11 protein-coding genes are annotated in these 15710 nt (G+C 46.9%); 8 read left to right on the forward strand and 3 right to left on the reverse strand.

What is annotated here, in order from left to right; all coding sequences use genetic code 11:
• Positions 1-291: 291 nt before the first annotated feature.
• The 3 genes from FGT79_RS26015 to FGT79_RS26025 are packed head-to-tail and all read left to right on the forward strand — an operon-like array spanning position 292 to position 4509.
• On the forward strand, positions 292-2112 hold the full coding sequence (locus FGT79_RS26015) for a heparinase II/III family protein (protein WP_138755758.1): 1821 nt from the start codon (positions 292-294) through the stop codon (positions 2110-2112).
• A 33-nt stretch (positions 2113-2145) separates the two neighbouring features.
• The gene (locus FGT79_RS26020; protein ID WP_138755759.1) at positions 2146-3276 is read left to right on the forward strand and encodes a glycoside hydrolase family 88 protein; all 1131 of its coding nucleotides are present in this window, start codon (positions 2146-2148) and stop codon (positions 3274-3276) included.
• A 15-nt stretch (positions 3277-3291) separates the two neighbouring features.
• Positions 3292-4509: a DUF2264 domain-containing protein gene (locus FGT79_RS26025; protein ID WP_138755760.1), complete on the forward strand. Its 1218-nt coding sequence runs from the start codon at positions 3292-3294 to the stop codon at positions 4507-4509.
• A gap of 86 nt (positions 4510-4595) precedes the next feature.
• Here the strand turns inward: FGT79_RS26025 and isdG are convergent, their stop codons facing one another.
• Genes isdG through FGT79_RS26040 form a run of 3 tightly spaced genes read right to left on the reverse strand, consistent with a single transcriptional unit; the run spans position 4596 to position 7697 of the window.
• Positions 4596-5735 carry a heme oxygenase gene (gene isdG, locus FGT79_RS32315; protein ID WP_342778522.1) on the reverse strand — a complete coding sequence of 380 codons (1140 nt, stop codon included), beginning with the start codon at positions 5733-5735 and terminating at the stop codon, positions 4596-4598.
• A 2-nt stretch (positions 5736-5737) separates the two neighbouring features.
• Entirely contained in the window at positions 5738-6736 is a 999-nt protein-coding gene (locus tag FGT79_RS26035; RefSeq protein WP_138755761.1) for a FecCD family ABC transporter permease, read from the reverse strand.
• Between the two features lie 10 nt (positions 6737-6746).
• Positions 6747-7697: an ABC transporter substrate-binding protein gene (locus tag FGT79_RS26040; RefSeq protein ID WP_138755762.1), complete on the reverse strand. Its 951-nt coding sequence runs from the start codon at positions 7695-7697 to the stop codon at positions 6747-6749.
• A gap of 453 nt (positions 7698-8150) precedes the next feature.
• Between FGT79_RS26040 and FGT79_RS26045 the strand changes: the two genes are divergently transcribed.
• From FGT79_RS26045 to isdC, 5 genes are all read left to right on the forward strand, one after another.
• Positions 8151-11639 carry an NEAT domain-containing protein gene (locus FGT79_RS26045; RefSeq protein WP_246096637.1) on the forward strand — a complete coding sequence of 1163 codons (3489 nt, stop codon included), beginning with the start codon at positions 8151-8153 and terminating at the stop codon, positions 11637-11639.
• Positions 11640-11740: 101 nt separating this feature from the next.
• Positions 11741-12652, forward strand: coding sequence for a heme ABC transporter substrate-binding protein IsdE (isdE, locus tag FGT79_RS26050; protein ID WP_138755764.1), 912 nt, complete (start codon positions 11741-11743; stop codon positions 12650-12652).
• A 51-nt stretch (positions 12653-12703) separates the two neighbouring features.
• On the forward strand, positions 12704-13687 hold the full coding sequence (locus tag FGT79_RS26055; protein ID WP_138755765.1) for a FecCD family ABC transporter permease: 984 nt from the start codon (positions 12704-12706) through the stop codon (positions 13685-13687).
• Positions 13677-14450 carry an ABC transporter ATP-binding protein gene (locus FGT79_RS26060; protein WP_138755766.1) on the forward strand — a complete coding sequence of 258 codons (774 nt, stop codon included), beginning with the start codon at positions 13677-13679 and terminating at the stop codon, positions 14448-14450. Before FGT79_RS26055 ends, FGT79_RS26060 begins: the two co-directional genes overlap by 11 nt.
• Before the next feature lie 48 nt (positions 14451-14498).
• Positions 14499-15485, forward strand: coding sequence for a heme uptake protein IsdC (gene isdC, locus FGT79_RS26065; protein ID WP_138755767.1), 987 nt, complete (start codon positions 14499-14501; stop codon positions 15483-15485).
• Positions 15486-15710 lie beyond the last annotated feature (225 nt).

The following is a 15710-nucleotide window of genomic DNA, read 5'->3' on the forward strand; positions in this document are numbered from 1 at the left end:
CGCGGTATTTTTTATTTGGTGCTGTGGAAGGTGAGTTGCTGGATTTTCTCATTATGAATATTGGCATTCCGAGATGAACAGGTTACAATTAATGAAATATATAGAGGATCTAAACTTAGGAATGATTGGTACAATGTATAAGCAATATGCGTAAGGAAAAGGAGCTTCAAGCCAAGTCGAAAGAATCGATAGGGTTGCAAACGGTTACTTCGGCTCTGAAAGTGAACGGGTCACTCCTGTGTAATATAGAAGTCAAGGAAAAGGTAAAGCGATGGGAGCGAGAATACTGGGATGAAACGCGAGCAAATAAGTGAGATTCTGAACCAGAGTAGGAAACGGGGGAAGCTTCTTCTTATAGATGACAGCAGCGGAGATAAGTTGTGGGATGCTGCTTCGAGTGGTACGCTGATTGAAGAAGTTAGGTCCGACGCCGAAAGGTATCTGCAGACACCTGATCCAGCGCTGACGTTTACCTTATTTCGCGTTTATGGCGATACGGGGGAACGGCTGGCTTATGAACAGGTATATTTTGAAAGACGAAAACGGTTGAATGCTTTTGTCATTATGGCATTGCAAGAACCAGAAAACGAAGCTTACGATGCCGCTGCATGCAATACGATTTGGTCGATCTGTAATGAGTTTACCTGGTGTTTGCCTGCCCATTTCAATGAAGATGCAGAGAGGCCCGACATCGATTTGTTTGCAGCAGAGACGGGCTTTGCATTAAGTGAAGTCATGCTCATGCTTGGTGACCGATTGCCGCTTCTGCTCCGGAAACGGGTAGAAGAAGAGGTCGAGCGCCGTTTGTTTCGCCCTTTTCTAGAACTAGGTCCTTATGGCTGGGAGACGGCGGATCATAATTGGTCTGCGGTGTGCGCCGGCTCGCTTGGGGCAGCAGCGCTCCATCTGATGGAAGATACGGAGCGATTGTCTGAGCTGCTCGAGCGGGTGCTTAGCTCACTTGATTGCTATCTGAGCGGTTTTGGCGAGGATGGCGCTTGTGCAGAAGGTTATCTATACTGGCAGTATGGATTCGGATACTTTGTGTATATCGCTCAGCTTCTGAAATCGGCAACCGAAGGTCGAATGGACCTGTTCGTCTCGAGCAAAGTGAAGGAAATTGCATGCTTCCAGCAGAGAAGCTTCACAGATGGCGGGACGGTTGTGAACTTCTCTGATTCACCAAGTGAAAGCGGTATATTTATGGGGCTCAGCTGTTACTTGCAGAGCGAGTATCCCGAGGTTATTGTGCCGGATGCAAGCTTGCGTGCAAGCTATTCAGCAGACCATTGCGGGCGCTGGGCACCTGCAATTCGCAATCTGCTTTGGGTGAGTCAGGAGCGGATGACCTCTTCTTCCGCAAGGACGCTATGGCCGTCGGAGTCCTATTATTTGCCCAATGTGCAATGGCTGATTTCTAGGCATGTGAGTACTAATGGAGGCAGCTACAGCTTTGCAGCCAAAGGCGGACATAATGCGGAGCCGCATAATCATAATGATGCTGGTCATTTTATCGTGCATGCGGACGGACAAGCTTATTTGGCAGATCTCGGCAGCGGGAAATATACGGCGCAATATTTTGGACCAGAGCGGTATACCTTATGGTGCAACGGGTCACAAGGACATTCGGTTCCGATTATAGAGGGTCAGTATCAGCAAAATGGCGCAGCCTATCGCGCTGAGGTCATCACGGCTTCGTCTGGCGAGCACGTTGATCAATTGGTGCTGGAGCTTAGTATGACCTACGCTGACACGGCACTTGAGCGGCTGGAGCGCAGCTTCAACTGGAAGAAGGAAGCGCTCCCACTTCTTGAGCTGACCGATTCTTTCTCCTTTTATTCGGATTCTAGCAAGTTGTCCGAGCAGGCGATACTAGAGAGATTTATTACCTTTCTAGCTCCGGTGAAGGAGAGAGAAGGGAGAATGATTATTCAGGGCAAACGAAAACTGAGTCTGACCTATAATCATTTGATATGGACACCTGTTGTAACCGCTAGAAGTGACATCGATCACTTTGGTGTTGAACGATATTGGTATACGCTTGATTTTCATGCTGCTGCAGTTGAAGGCAGGCCGCTCATTGGAGCATTTGTATTTCAATTTGAATCTTAATCATAAATCTGACAGTAGGGAGAGAGATGAGAGATGACACAGCGTTTTTGGGTAGATGAGGCGTGGGAAAAGGTACATGAGAAGGTTTCGAGAACGAGCAGCCGTATTGGTGCAAGATTCCCGCATGCGAGTGTGGACGGAACCTACGTACTGGAGGCTCCTCATTGGTGGACAGCGGGTTTCTGGCCAGGCTTGCTCTGGCTGCTCTACCGTGACGAGGAGTCGAAGGACGAGCGGTACAAGGAAATTGCGGAAGCATGCGAGCAGCAGCTCGATGAAGTATTGACTGGTTTTGACAAGCTGGATCATGATATTGGCTTTATGTGGTCGCTAACGAGTGTGGCCCGCTACAAGGTGCTGGGCGAGGAGCAATCACGCAGACGTGCGCTGCTGGCTGCAAGCGTACTTAGTGGACGATTCAATGTGAAAGGAAATTATATTAGGGCATGGAATCCATGGAACGAAGGCGACCGCAATGAAGGATGGGCGATCATCGATTGTATGATGAACTTGCCGCTGCTCTATTGGGCGAGCGAAACGACTGGTGATCCTAGGTTCAAGCATCTGGCAATGGAACATGCGGATACGGTGCTTGAGCATTTCATCCGGACAGACGGCTCCGTTAATCATATCGTTATCTTCCATCCGCAGACAGGCGAGTTTGAAAGCGTAAACGGTGGACAAGGCTTTGCTCCGAATTCAGCATGGTCACGAGGAGCTTCGTGGGCAATCTATGGAATGGCGCTCAGCTTCCGGTATACAGGTGAAACTAGATATTTGGAGGCAGCGAAGCGCGTTGCTCACTTCTTCCTGGCTAACTTGCCGGAGGACTCCGTGCCACATTGGGATTTCCGTCTTCCGCCTGGTGTAGAGCGTTATCGTGATACTTCAGCAGGCGCTTGTGCGGCATGTGGATTACTTGAGATTGCAAGAGCGGTACCAAGCGAGGAGTCAGAGCTGTACCAAGCAGCAGGCGATCGTATTCTTCGCTCGATGTACGAAAACTACGGAGCATGGGACAATGAAGCGGAAGAGGGCTTGGTGCTGCACGCGACCAGCCATTACCCTGAGCAGAGAAACGTAGATGTGCCGCTGATTTATGGCGATTATTTCTTTGTCGAAGGCTTAGCAAGGCTGAGAGGCACCTCAGCTACATTCTGGTAGGAGGCGGGAATATATATGACTAGCAGCACACATGTAAACCGCTCGCTTCCTGTACGTCAGTATTGGCTTGAGCAAATGCACCTTATCTGTAATCCAGTCCTCTCAGCACTCGCTGAGCGCCAGTTAAAGGAGCGGATGCCGATTGAGTTCGCAGGTGTAGAGGGCGATACTGAGGAGGAGCGCGCTGCGGCTGCGGCCGAGCTCAAGGCAGACCGCGCGAAATATACGCATCTGGAAGCGCTGGGCAGGCTGCTGTCGGGTATAGCTCCGTGGCTTGAGAATGATGAACTGCAAGGAGCAGAAGAAGACGCACGCAGCCGTTATGCTGCGCTAGCCCGCGAGGCTATTGATGCAGGAACCGATCCTCATTCACCAGATTACATGAATTACAGCGAGGGCTATCAGCCTATCGTAGACGCGGCCTTTCTAGCACAAGCGGTCCTTCGGGCTCCTATAGAGCTGGGAGAGAAGCTGAAGCCTCATGTAAAGGCAAATCTCATATCAGCATTGAAGCAAACGCGAACGAGAAAGCCTGTTTTCTCCAATTGGCTGCTGTTTGCAGCAACGACTGAGGCTGCTTTGTTCAAGCTTGGAGAGAGCGACTGGGACCCGATGCGGATCGACTATGCACTGAAGCAGCATGAGCAGTGGTACTTAGGGGATGGCGCTTATGGCGATGGTCCAGCGTTTCACTGGGATTATTACAATAGCTTTGTTATTCAGCCTATGCTGATGGATGTGCTCGCAGCAGTTGGAGAGCAGCATGAGGAATGGCGTGCGATGCGTACGGAGGTGGCAGGCAGGGCTAGGCGTTATGCCGAGGTTCTTGAGCGAATGATTGGTCCGGATGGAGCTTATCCGCCTATTGGTCGTTCGCTGGCTTACCGCTTCGGTGCTTTCCAGAGCCTTGCTCAAAGTGCACTGCTTGATGATTTGCCGAGCAGCATCAGTCCAGCTCAGGTTCGCAGTGCATTGACGGCAGCGATTCGTCGTACGCTCGAAATGCCGGGCAACTTCACGGATGAGGGCTGGTTGACGATCGGCTTCTGCGGGCATCAGCGGGATATTGGCGAGCGTTATATTTCGACGGGCAGCCTTTATTTATGCTCTGAAGTATTTCTTCCACTGGGTTTACCGGCAGAGCACCCGTTCTGGAGCGGGGCGGAGGAAGCATGGACGTCTAAGAAGGCATGGTCAGGCCAGGCATTTTCTATCGATTCGGCGTTAAAATAAATGCTGAAATAAATAACGAAAAAGGCAAACTTGGGAGAGTCCCTTGTTTGCCTTTTTCGCTAAGTATACTGATTATCATGTGTTTATTAAGCTTCTTGAGCCAGCTCTGCTTGAACTGGAGGAAGTGGATTGCGTTTGATTTTGACCTCTTGGAAAGTGATTTTATTATTGATAATATAATCAGGCGTTTTGCGGTGAGTATGCGACTCGCGGAATGCTTCGCTTTTGGTCCAAGCTTGGAAATCGTCCTTGGAGTTCCAACGTGTAACGATTGATACCTCATCGAATTCTTTCGTGTTTTGAGTAAGAAGCACCTCAAGTCCGAGGAACCCCTCCATGCCTTCGACTTTCCCGACTCGGTCAAACCGCTCGATCAGCTTGTCGCCGTTCCCTTTCGTAATTTGCGAAACATTCGTTACTATAATCATTGTTGCATCCTCCTCGTAATTTTTAGGTATAGGTATAATAACAGGATAGTTTTGCTCAAAGCTGACTTTCGCTTCGATTTCGTACACTTGCCTCAAAAAGCGGGGCGTTATAACCTCCTGTGGTGTTCCTGTCGAGTTAATCTCGCCATCCTTCATTGCGATAAGATGGTCGCAATAAGCGGCAGCCTGCTGCAAATCATGCAGGACCATCACAATGGTAATGCCATGCTCCTGATTGATCTTCCTAAGCATGCCCATAACCTCGAGCTGATGCGAAATGTCCAAATAGGTTGTAGGCTCATCAAGCAGGATAATATCGGTTTTCTGAGCGAGAGCCATCGCGATGCGTGCTTTCTGCTGCTCACCTCCGGATAAGGTGTGGAACATTCGGTCGTCATGGCGCCGAATGCTCATCACCTTCATAGCCCAATCAATGATCTTCTGGTCTTCCTCTGTGAGCCGCTGCTTGAACATCCGCTTATGCGGGGATCGTCCGTAAGCGACTAGCTCGCGAACCGTAAGCTCGGGCAGCATATCCTTTGCTTGCGGAAGCATGGAGATGGTGCGTGCATAGTCAGCTCGCGAGTAGGAGCCAGCATCTTTCCCATGTATAGCGACATCACCTTTGTCAGCACTCAGCAGCTTGGTAATGATTTTGAGCAGCGTAGACTTGCCTGATCCGTTGGGGCCAATAATAGCGGTCATTTTGCCCTCGGGAATAGCAGTGCTTACGTCGACGAGCTGGAACATGCCCATCTCCAGTTCAATGCCTTTCAAATCAATTGCTTTATTCATCATAGTCACCTCCAATTACTCCGTTTCCTAAGAAGAATTAAAAAGAACGGCGCTCCCACGCATGCAAGCAATATGCCAACCGGAAGCTCGATTGGATCGAACCAGGTGCGAGCAATCGTATCCGCAAACACGACTAGCGCAGCTCCTCCAAGGATAGAAACCGGAAGGAGGTAGCGGTAATCCTCCCCAATAAGCAGTCGTACTGCATGTGGGACAACTAGCCCGACGAAGCCAATTAAACCGGCAGCGCTGACAGCAGCACCTGCAAGCAGTGAGGAGAGCAGAATGAGCAGCAGGCGCTGCAGCTCTACCTTCTGCCCCAGAAGCTTAGCAGAATCATCGCCTAAGAGCATAAGATTGGCAGGTTTGATCGCAAGTAGCGTGAGTCCAAGTCCAACAAGCGCGTAAGGAGCCATAAAGGAGAGATGGTACCAGCTGCGTCCATTCAAACCGCCGGACAGCCAGGGGAGAACGGCTTGAACACGGTCGCTGTATACGACCATTATGCCGTTCATAATGGCTCCGAGCAGAGCATTGATAGCAACACCAGCAAGAACGATCTTGACCGGCGAAGTTCCTTTGTCCCAAGAGATTAAATAGATGACGATGGAAGAGGCGAAAGCACCGACAAATGCTGCTGCAGGCAGCAGATAGCTTAGCTGAGGCAATAAAACCATCGTGATGACCGCAGCAAGCCCGCCGCCTGCTGACACTCCGATAATGCCTGGATCGGCAAGCGGATTGCGCATGACGCCTTGCAGAATCGCACCGGCTGCAGCGAGACATGCGCCTGTAAGCAGACCGACAAGTACGCGAGGCAGCCGCAGGTTCATAATGATGGTGTCTTGCGCGGACTGTACATCAGTCGTAAATATGGTCCAAATCTCTCTTAGCGAGATCGATACCGAGCCATATGACAGGCCGTAGAATACACTTAATAGCAGCAGGATAGGAGCGGCTATAAGGGCAATCCTTCGTCTTTTTGTTCTTAGTTGTATATTCATGTCAATCCTTTCATTGCTTTAAAACTTCCAGCTTCTCATGCAGGTAATCGAGTGATTCCAGAATGCGGGTTCCTGGATTGGAGCCGAATAACTCGGACGGCAGCACTTCCACTTTGTTTTCTTTAACAGCCTCCAAGCTGCTCCATGCAGGATTGGTCTGCATTTCCTTGAGGAAGCCTTGTTTGACTTCCTCTGGATTGCCGTGCGTCATAATAAGTATGAGTTGCGGATTAGCCTCGATAATTCGCTCTGAATTGAGCTGGGCATATTGCGGATAGCTCTGGAGACTAGGATAGTCGGCTGCGATATTCGTACCGCCCGCAAGCTCCAAGATGTTACCGCTTAGCGAGTTAGGCAGGGCAGCCATGTATGTGCCGGGTGCGCCATAAACGAGCAGTGCTCTTGGCTTAGGCACTTCGGAATTACCCTCATACTGTGTTAGCTTCTCCTCTATTTGCTGAACGAGTTCAGATGCACGTTCTTCCTTCTGCAGAAGTTGACCGAACAGCTCGATCTGCTTCTCAATTTCGTCCACCGAGTTGGCGCTGGTTAGAATGACCTTCGTACCGACTCCTTCGAGGATAGGAATATCCTTTGTATTCATCGGGTTATTGCCAAGCACAACATCAGCACGGAGCAGGGTGATTTTCTCCAAATCCACCTCATGCGCTGAGCCGATCTGTTCCACATCTTCAGCAGCTTTTGTTGCAAGCGGTGTAGTGGAGGTAGGTCTCCCGACAAGTTCTCCGCCCAATGCATAGATAATATCGGTTTCACCGTTGCTAAGGGCTACGATATGCTGCGGTACTGCATCGAAAGCGATCTTCCGATCTGCAAAATCCTTAATTTGGATGAGTGCATTATGCTGGTTATTGCTTTGGTCCGAGCTGCCAGCTCCAGTGCTGCAGGCAGTCATTGATAATACAAGAGCAGCACAGCAAATAAGCAAACCTTTCTTCATGTGAACCTCCAAGCTAAAAATAAATGATAGTGATTATCAGTATCATTAACTAGGATAGTGAAAGTTGCTTTCGCTGTCAATATGTTTCTGCCACTGCAATTGCTTATATTTTCCATTCAGAATAGCATAGTTGTAGCTTGGAATGGACCACTATTTAAAAATTTAATAACGGTTGACGAGTGCTTTAATCTTGACGTAGAATCTATAACGAGTTTATAGTGCTGAACATTTTTGGAAGAGGTGCGGGTTTATAAGACATATAGAGAAGTGAGTTTATAAGGCTTTTTACATGGACTAAGTGGCAACTGAAGCACGTATAGTACACGCAATCAGTCGAGGAAACTTTAGTAGAGTGGTTATTTTTTTTGCTAACATATTGAGAATGATAATCATTAACTTCGTTTAATTTGGTTATCTATTCAAAACACACAAAGGAGTGTCATAGTGTTGAAAATGCAACTTAGAAAATGGGTCGCCACATTGTTGGCGGTAGTGGTATTGCTCTCGATTGTTAATGTGGGAGCGGTGACCGCGACACCAGCGCTTACGCTGGCAGATGGGGAATATCCGATTAATTATAAATACTTGTCGGACGATAGTAATAATCCATCCATGGTGCAGGACTATGTTGTCCCTGGAACTGGAAAGCTTATCGTTAAAAATGGAGAAATCGTATTTCAAAACACATTCGCAAATTATGATTTCTTCAAATTCTTCGGATTATTGGAGCAAGGAAAGGTAAAGAGCAAGCCTTATGACTACGAAGATGCAATAAACTATTCACTGGAAAACTACATACCCCGCGACTACATTGCTGTTACGAATGTAGAGGGAGGTACTGGAACGGTTCAACTCCCAATTGCTAATCTTTCTGAGAAGCAAGAAATCCTGATGCACATCATCGTACCAGCCATATCGTATAACAACTGGTATAACGCGCAATTGGTATTGAATACGGAAGGTCTTCCATTCGTGACTCCGGGTGATGGCAATGGCGGGGTAACAACTCCAACAACGAATAAAGCTAAACTACTAGAATTGCTGAATCAAAGCAATGATCTCTACAATAATGCACAAACCTTTAATCCTTCGATTACGAGTAGTACAGCCCGTGCTGTTGGAGAATACCCGATCGCCGTCAAAGATGAATTGATGGAAAAGGGAATTAATCCAGCAAAAGCGGTATACGACAACGAACTAGCGACGCAAGAGAACATCGATCTAGCATGGAATACTCTGCAATCTCAATTGAGTACATTTAAAAGCGAAGCTATTGTCATCCTAGATGAAATCAATATCTCCTATTTGGACGCTATTGCACCTGTAGCTGAGCTATCTAGTGATCAAGCGAATTACTTTGGAGATAAGGCAGTTGTTTTAAAATCAGGCAATAAGCTTTATGTGAATTTAACTATAGCTAACAACTCAGGAGTCGTTCTGGAAAGCGTTTATTATTACCCGACAAACGCAAACGGCAATCTGCTATTCAGCCAAGCAAATCTAACGCTTGATGAGGTTAGCAGCAGTCAGGGCGAGAATGGGGAATATGTTGGTCAACTTATTTTGAATAGGAGCAATACAGCATTAACGAGTGGAATTATTCCAGTCCACTTTAAGTTAACGGGGTCCGATGATGACAAAGTTATGTATATCAACTTTAATGCGGTTGAACAATCATTGTTAGTTTCAACACTTGAAGCAGCTCAAACGTTGCATGATCAAGCTGTTGAGGGTTCGCTGCTAGGACAGTATGCAGCAGGTGCCAAAACGGCGGTAGCTGCAGTGATTGCAAGCAGCAGCGCGGTAAGTGATAATGCGGCTGCTACCAAATCCGCACTGAAAGCAGCAACGGATGCTTTGCAGACAGCAGTTAATCAATTTAAAGAATCACAAGTTAGTGAGCTTGTAGACGGCAATTATACGGTTGATTTTAAAATTTTGAAATTCGGTACCGAACAAGATTCTGTTATGCAGTCGTATGTTGTTTCCCCTGGTTTACTGAAGGTGTCCGGGGATACGAAGAAGCTGTTCTTTACTGTTAAACAAGACAAAGAAATTACCGGTTTGAAATTTAACGGGCAACCTGTTCAAGTGGCAAGCCAGGATGTAACGAACAATACAAGAATCGTTTACCTAGAAATACCAAGCTTGTCTGAGAAGCTTGAAGGCTGGGTAAAGATTGATTGGCCAGAATTGAGCTATTTCCATGAATATGATGTTCAATTGAAGATTGATGAAACGAGCTTGAAATCGACAACGGATAATATTGAAGAGCCTGAGGCACCAGTAGAAATAGATGCTTCTGCATTGCAGGCATTGCTGTCAACTGCTCAAGCTGCTTATGTGAATGCGGTTGAAGGCAATGAAGCGGGCAACTATAAAGTTGGTTCGAAAGCGATATTCGCTGATGCAATTACAGGGGCTGTGAATGCAGCCGATGCGAAAGCTTCCCAATATGCGATCGACATGGCAACATCATATTTGGAACAGGCATTCGATGTATTCAAAGCTTCAAAAAATTTCAGTAACGGAAACTATAGTGTTGAGTTTAAAGCAACGAATTCAGATTTCGTTAAGCATATGGATACAGCAGGCGGTCTTAGCACCAAGGATGGTACGTATACGCTAAGCTTTACACCAAAAGCGGGTGTTGCTGTCAAAAAGCTGGTTAATGAGAAAACAGAAGTTGTTATTCTACCCGTAGGAACAACACCAGCACCTCAAGGCTTCGCACTCGCATATGCGAGAACGACTGCATTGTTCGCTGTTGCTTCACCTTTCGCAGCAGCGGCAGTAACGGGGGCAACGCCTGTACAATTCCAAGTGACTGACCTTAGCGCTCCATATTCGGTCGTGCTTGATGTTACAGAAAATGATGTGACGGAAGAAGTTAGTTACAGATTGCAGTTCGCGAATATTACACTGGCTAACGATACAACTCCAGACCCAGGCACAGGAACAGGTACGGATGTAACACCAGACACTGGCTTAGCTAATGGACAATACAACATCAATGTAAGAATTGTGAAATATGGAACGGATCAAAATTCTGTCATGCAGGATTACATTGTTCCAACTGCTAAGCTACGAGTAGCTAGCGGAAGCAACCGAATTTATCTTACTTTGAAGCAAGATAAACAAATTACAGGTCTGAAATTTAACGGCGCGAACGTAAGTGTTGAAAGTAGAAATGCAGAAAAGAATACGAGAGTTGTATCTTTCCCTGTACCGGATCTTTCGAAAGTATTGGATGGCTGGGTGAAGATTGATTGGCCGGAAATGGACTATTTCCATGAATACGATATTCAAATGAAATTTAATACATCAAGCATTAGTCCAAGCGCGGATATTTTGGTCCCAGACGATGTAGTGGAAGAAGTGAAGGAAGAAGAGGACAATGCTTCGGTTGTATCCTTCAAAGATATTGAGAGCCACTGGGCGAAGTCTGCTATTGTCAAAGCAGTTGGCCTCGGTATTGTAAAAGGGTATGAGGATGGCAACTTCCGTCCAAATGGTGTCATTACACGTTCTGAATTCGCGGTACTCATTAGCCGCGCGTTGAAGCTGCCAGAGAGCGCAACTGCAACAGCGTTCGATGATGGAAATCTTATTCCAGCTTGGGCGAAAACAGCTGTACAAAGTGCAGTTGCTGCTGGCCTAGTCGGCGGATACGATGATCAAACCTTCCGTGGCAGCAGGCAAATTACGCGTGCGGAGCTAGCTGTTATTATCGTACGCGCGGCTAAGCTGGAGACGAAAGAGGATGCTACTCTGAGCTTTGCGGATGCAAGCGCAGTACCAGCATGGGCACAGAAAGAGGTTGCTGCAGCTGTAGAGGCAGGCTTTATTAATGGCAAAGGAAACAATCTATTCGATCCTAATGCTAATGCAACGCGTGCAGAGGCACTTACTCTTGTCATGAAGCTGCTAGAAGAAAAATAATCATCATTAACTGAAATCACACAAAAGCCACTGCGAGGATGCCGGATAACCGGTATCCTCGTCATGCTATCTGAGATAGGAAGAAAGGAGCATAAGAAGAGATGAAGAAAAAATCGTGGTTCGGAGCAGGCTTGCTATTAGCTGTCCTGATCTTAGCGGGTTGCTCAAACGTTGGCAGTGCGGCTACAAATAATAAGGTTCAAACAGCGGCTTCGAATAACCCGGAGGCAACAGCTGCGCCTGAACAGCGTGTTATATCGACGACAGTCGCCATTACGCAAATGCTCGATGCACTTGATGTGGATTTGGTGGGAGTGCCGACGAGCTCTAAAGTATTGCCTGTCCGTTATGATGATGTAACGCGTGTAGGAAACCCAATGAGCCCAGATATGGAGCTGGTAAAGTCGCTCAAGCCGACGGAGGTCCTGTCCGTGACTACGCTGGAATATGATTTGAAGCCCGTATTCGAAGCAGCAGGATTGCAAGCCAATTTCTTGAATTTGACGAGTATTGCGAGCATGAATCAAGCGCTGAACACACTTGGTGAGAAATATGGCAAACAAGCGCAGGCAAGTGCAATCATTGATAAGTTTGATGATAAGGTGGAAGAAATTAAGACAGCTATTGCTGATAAAGAGAAGCCGAGTGTACTCATTCTGCTTGGCGTGCCAGGCAGTTATCTGGTTGCGACTGAAAAATCATATATCGGAGATCTGGTTCGATTGGCAGGTGGAGTCAATATTGCACAAGGCGAGGATGTCGAATATTTGGCATCCAACACGGAATATCTACATAACTCCAATCCAGATGTCATTCTTCGTGCGGCTCATGGTATGCCTGAAGAGGTTGTGAAGATGTTCGACAAGGAGTTTAAGAAAAACGATATTTGGAAACATTTCAAGGCAGTCCAAAATGACCGTGTGTACGATTTGGAGGAAGCTTTGTTCGGAACCACAGGCAATTTATATGCGGTAGATGCGATTGATGCCTTGATGGGTATGCTTTATCCCTAATGAGGCTGGAGAAAAGTTTGGCACTCGATCACATGAAGAAGGAAGTTGGCTATGGCTAAAAAGATCGGAAGCTTCATTATTATTATCATCTTGTTGATTGCCGCCGTTATTGTTTCTGCTATGACGGGCAGTATCAAAGTTTCTGTTATTGAGCTTATTCAAGGCTTGCTGTCAGGAACGAATGAGCAGGTTGAGGTTATAAAAGATTTAAGGTTCCCGCGTATTATCGTATCCATGCTTACAGGTGCGGCATTAGCCGTTTCAGGCGTGCTGCTGCAGGCTGTAATGAAAAACCCGTTAGCCGATGCAGGGGTAATCGGTATTTCGTCAGGAGCGGGGCTGGTCTCGCTGCTTGTTGTTACGATTTTCCCAGGCTTGTTTTTCTGGATGCCGTTATTTTCGTTCATCGGAGGCGCATTTGCTTGTTACCTCGTATATGCACTTTCATGGCGATCAGGACTCAGTCCACTGCGACTGATTCTAGTCGGGATCGCAATTAATGCTACGTTTACGGGTCTTGGGCAGTCCTTTAATTATCGCGGAAGCTACGCTGTCACAAGTGTAAACCAAGCGATCTCGTCGATTTTCACAATGAAGACTTGGCAGGATGTCAATATAATAGCGGTGTATGGGATTGTCGGTTTACTGCTTTCCTTGCTGCTTAGTTCATGGTGCAATATGCTCAGTCTTCAAGACAAAACGGCTAAAAACTTAGGTCTTCGTGTGACCAGAGCACGTTTGATTATTTCGGTTGTTGCTGTGCTGCTCGCTTCTGTGGCAACGGCAATTGGCGGCTTGATTGCATTCGTTGGCTTGCTTGTCCCACATATCGCTCGCTTGCTGGTAGGCTCAGATCACAAGGTGCTCATTCCGTTCTCTGCTCTTGGCGGTGCGCTGCTTATCTTAACGGCGGACACATTAGGACGTACAGTGCTCGCACCTACAGAAATTCCAGCTTCGATTATTATGACCGTCATCGGCGGCCCTTTCCTTATATTCATGCTTAGAAAGAGTGATCGCGTTCATGGAAATTAAAAAAGTCACCTTTTCCTACGATAAGAAGGTCGACCAGCTAAAACAAATATCGAGCACGATTATACCTGGGAAAGTGACGACGATTATTGGTCCGAATGGCTGTGGGAAATCAACGTTGCTAGGTGTAATGTCACAGAACTACAAGCCCAAAGATGGGGAAGTTGTACTTGATGGCAAGTCGCTTAGTCAGACTAAGCCTAAGGACCTTGCCAAACGGCTTGCTGTCGTTCATCAGCAGAATGAGGCTCCAAACGATCTGACGGTGGAGAAGCTAACGAGCTTCGGCAGACTGCCGCATCGCAGTTTATTCGGGCAAACCGAGGAAGAGGATGAGAAAGCGATCGAATGGGCGCTTACCTGTACGAATTTACAGCAGAAGCGGACATTTAAGATCGATCAATTATCCGGTGGGGAGCGGCAGCGTGTTTGGATTGCGATGGCGCTTGCACAAAAAACAAAAATTTTATTTTTAGATGAACCGACGACATTTTTGGATATTTTTTATCAGATCGAAATTTTGCAGCTCGTACGGACACTCAATCAAACCTATGGCTTAACGATTGTGATGGTCTTGCACGATATTAATCAGGCGATTCGTTACAGCGACACGATTATTGTCATGAAGGATGGCCAGATTGTAACGGAAGGCTCACCAGAGCAGGTTATTACAGAAGAAGTAGTTAAGGCTACCTACGGTGTCGACGTTGTAATGAAGCATGATGAAGAAACGGGATTATATATGATTCCACTTCGTATTTCATAAGCACTTGAATGCCATTCATATTTATATAGAAGAGAGGCGGAGAAACAGATGCGTAAGCTGTCGATTTTAATTAGTTTTTGTGTTTTGTTCGTTACGATGCTTGCCGTACCTGCTGCTTATGCGGCTGAGATTGAGGATGGCACTTATACAATCGATTATGTCATCAAAAAAGCAGAGGATGAATCGGCTTCGATGGCCAATGACTATTGGGAGAAGCCAGCCAAAGTCATCGTTGAGAATGGAAAAATTACGATTCAGGTTGTTATTAATCATAGTAAATGGGTTACGGAGTTCAAAACGCCGGACGGAAGCGGCGGTTATTCTGTTGCAAAGGTAATTAGCAGCAATAAAGCCGAGGATAGCCGTGTATCGCAGTTTAAAGTAGCTGATCTCTCCACGACCATGTTATCCAAAATTCACGTCACCGTTCCTGATATCGATTATGACCACGACTATACGATTCGTTTCGATTTCGATCAGAACAGCATGAAGCTTGTCAGCAAGCCAGTGGTCAAGGAAGAACCGGCTGCTACAGCAAAGCCGACAGAGGCACCAAAAGCAACAGAAGCGCCTAAAGCTACGCAGGCACCGGCAACAGGCACCAAGCAGACGGCAGCTCCTGCAGCAACGAGTGCGCCGGCTAAAGAGGCTGCTGCGACACCAGCGGCAGACGTAGACAAGGTAACAGAGAAGCCGGCACAGAGCGATGGTTCGTCTGAAGGTACAGTAGGGGCGGAGGTATCTCCAGTACCTTCCGCAACTGTAGAGCCTTCTCCAGAAGCTGCTGTGGAACCAACTGCAGCAGTTGAAACAGAAACGTCTGAACAAGCTTCTGAAGACGTTAAGGAGGTAACGAGCGATACAACTGATGCTGGTGCTGAAGTGAAAGTGGCAAGTGCAGAAGTGACTGGGGAAGCAGAGCCGGTGAAAGCAAGCTCGAATAAATGGTTGACTTCTTCGATTATTTCGATCGTTATTATATTGGCGGGCGCAGCCTTTATTGTTATTCGCAACCGTAAAACGAATCGTAAATAAGGTAGAAGGTTTAGAAGAAGAGGCTGCTGGAAAACAGACGGCCTCTTCTGTTTTTCTGATGATAATGGATATGGAAATCGATAGGGTGTAAATAAACGGAAAATTAAAACCAAGCACTTGAAATTGATTAGGAAAATAGGTATGATAAAAGGAGTTGTTAGCACTTGAAGGTTTCGAGTGCTAACGAGAATAAAAGCAGCGACAAATTTTGAAGGAGGCTATTTT

The organism is Paenibacillus sinopodophylli, from assembly GCF_005930355.1.
GTDB lineage: Bacteria > Bacillota > Bacilli > Paenibacillales > Paenibacillaceae > Pristimantibacillus > Pristimantibacillus sinopodophylli.

What these genes read in the sequence shown, in the direction of transcription:
- isdG (WP_342778522.1), bottom strand. Translation starts at nt 5,735, where the DNA reads ATGATGAATAAAGCAATTGATTTGAAAGGCATTGAACTGGAGATGGGC.
- FGT79_RS26045 (WP_246096637.1), top strand. Translation starts at nt 8,151, where the DNA reads ATGCAACTTAGAAAATGGGTCGCCACATTGTTGGCGGTAGTGGTATTG.
- FGT79_RS26020 (WP_138755759.1), top strand. Translation starts at nt 2,146, where the DNA reads ATGACACAGCGTTTTTGGGTAGATGAGGCGTGGGAAAAGGTACATGAG.
- FGT79_RS26060 (WP_138755766.1), top strand. Translation starts at nt 13,677, where the DNA reads ATGGAAATTAAAAAAGTCACCTTTTCCTACGATAAGAAGGTCGACCAG.
- FGT79_RS26035 (WP_138755761.1), bottom strand. Translation starts at nt 6,736, where the DNA reads ATGAATATACAACTAAGAACAAAAAGACGAAGGATTGCCCTTATAGCC.
- FGT79_RS26040 (WP_138755762.1), bottom strand. Translation starts at nt 7,697, where the DNA reads ATGAAGAAAGGTTTGCTTATTTGCTGTGCTGCTCTTGTATTATCAATG.
- FGT79_RS26015 (WP_138755758.1), top strand. Translation starts at nt 292, where the DNA reads ATGAAACGCGAGCAAATAAGTGAGATTCTGAACCAGAGTAGGAAACGG.
- FGT79_RS26025 (WP_138755760.1), top strand. Translation starts at nt 3,292, where the DNA reads ATGACTAGCAGCACACATGTAAACCGCTCGCTTCCTGTACGTCAGTAT.
- isdC (WP_138755767.1), top strand. Translation starts at nt 14,499, where the DNA reads ATGCGTAAGCTGTCGATTTTAATTAGTTTTTGTGTTTTGTTCGTTACG.
- isdE (WP_138755764.1), top strand. Translation starts at nt 11,741, where the DNA reads ATGAAGAAAAAATCGTGGTTCGGAGCAGGCTTGCTATTAGCTGTCCTG.
- FGT79_RS26055 (WP_138755765.1), top strand. Translation starts at nt 12,704, where the DNA reads ATGGCTAAAAAGATCGGAAGCTTCATTATTATTATCATCTTGTTGATT.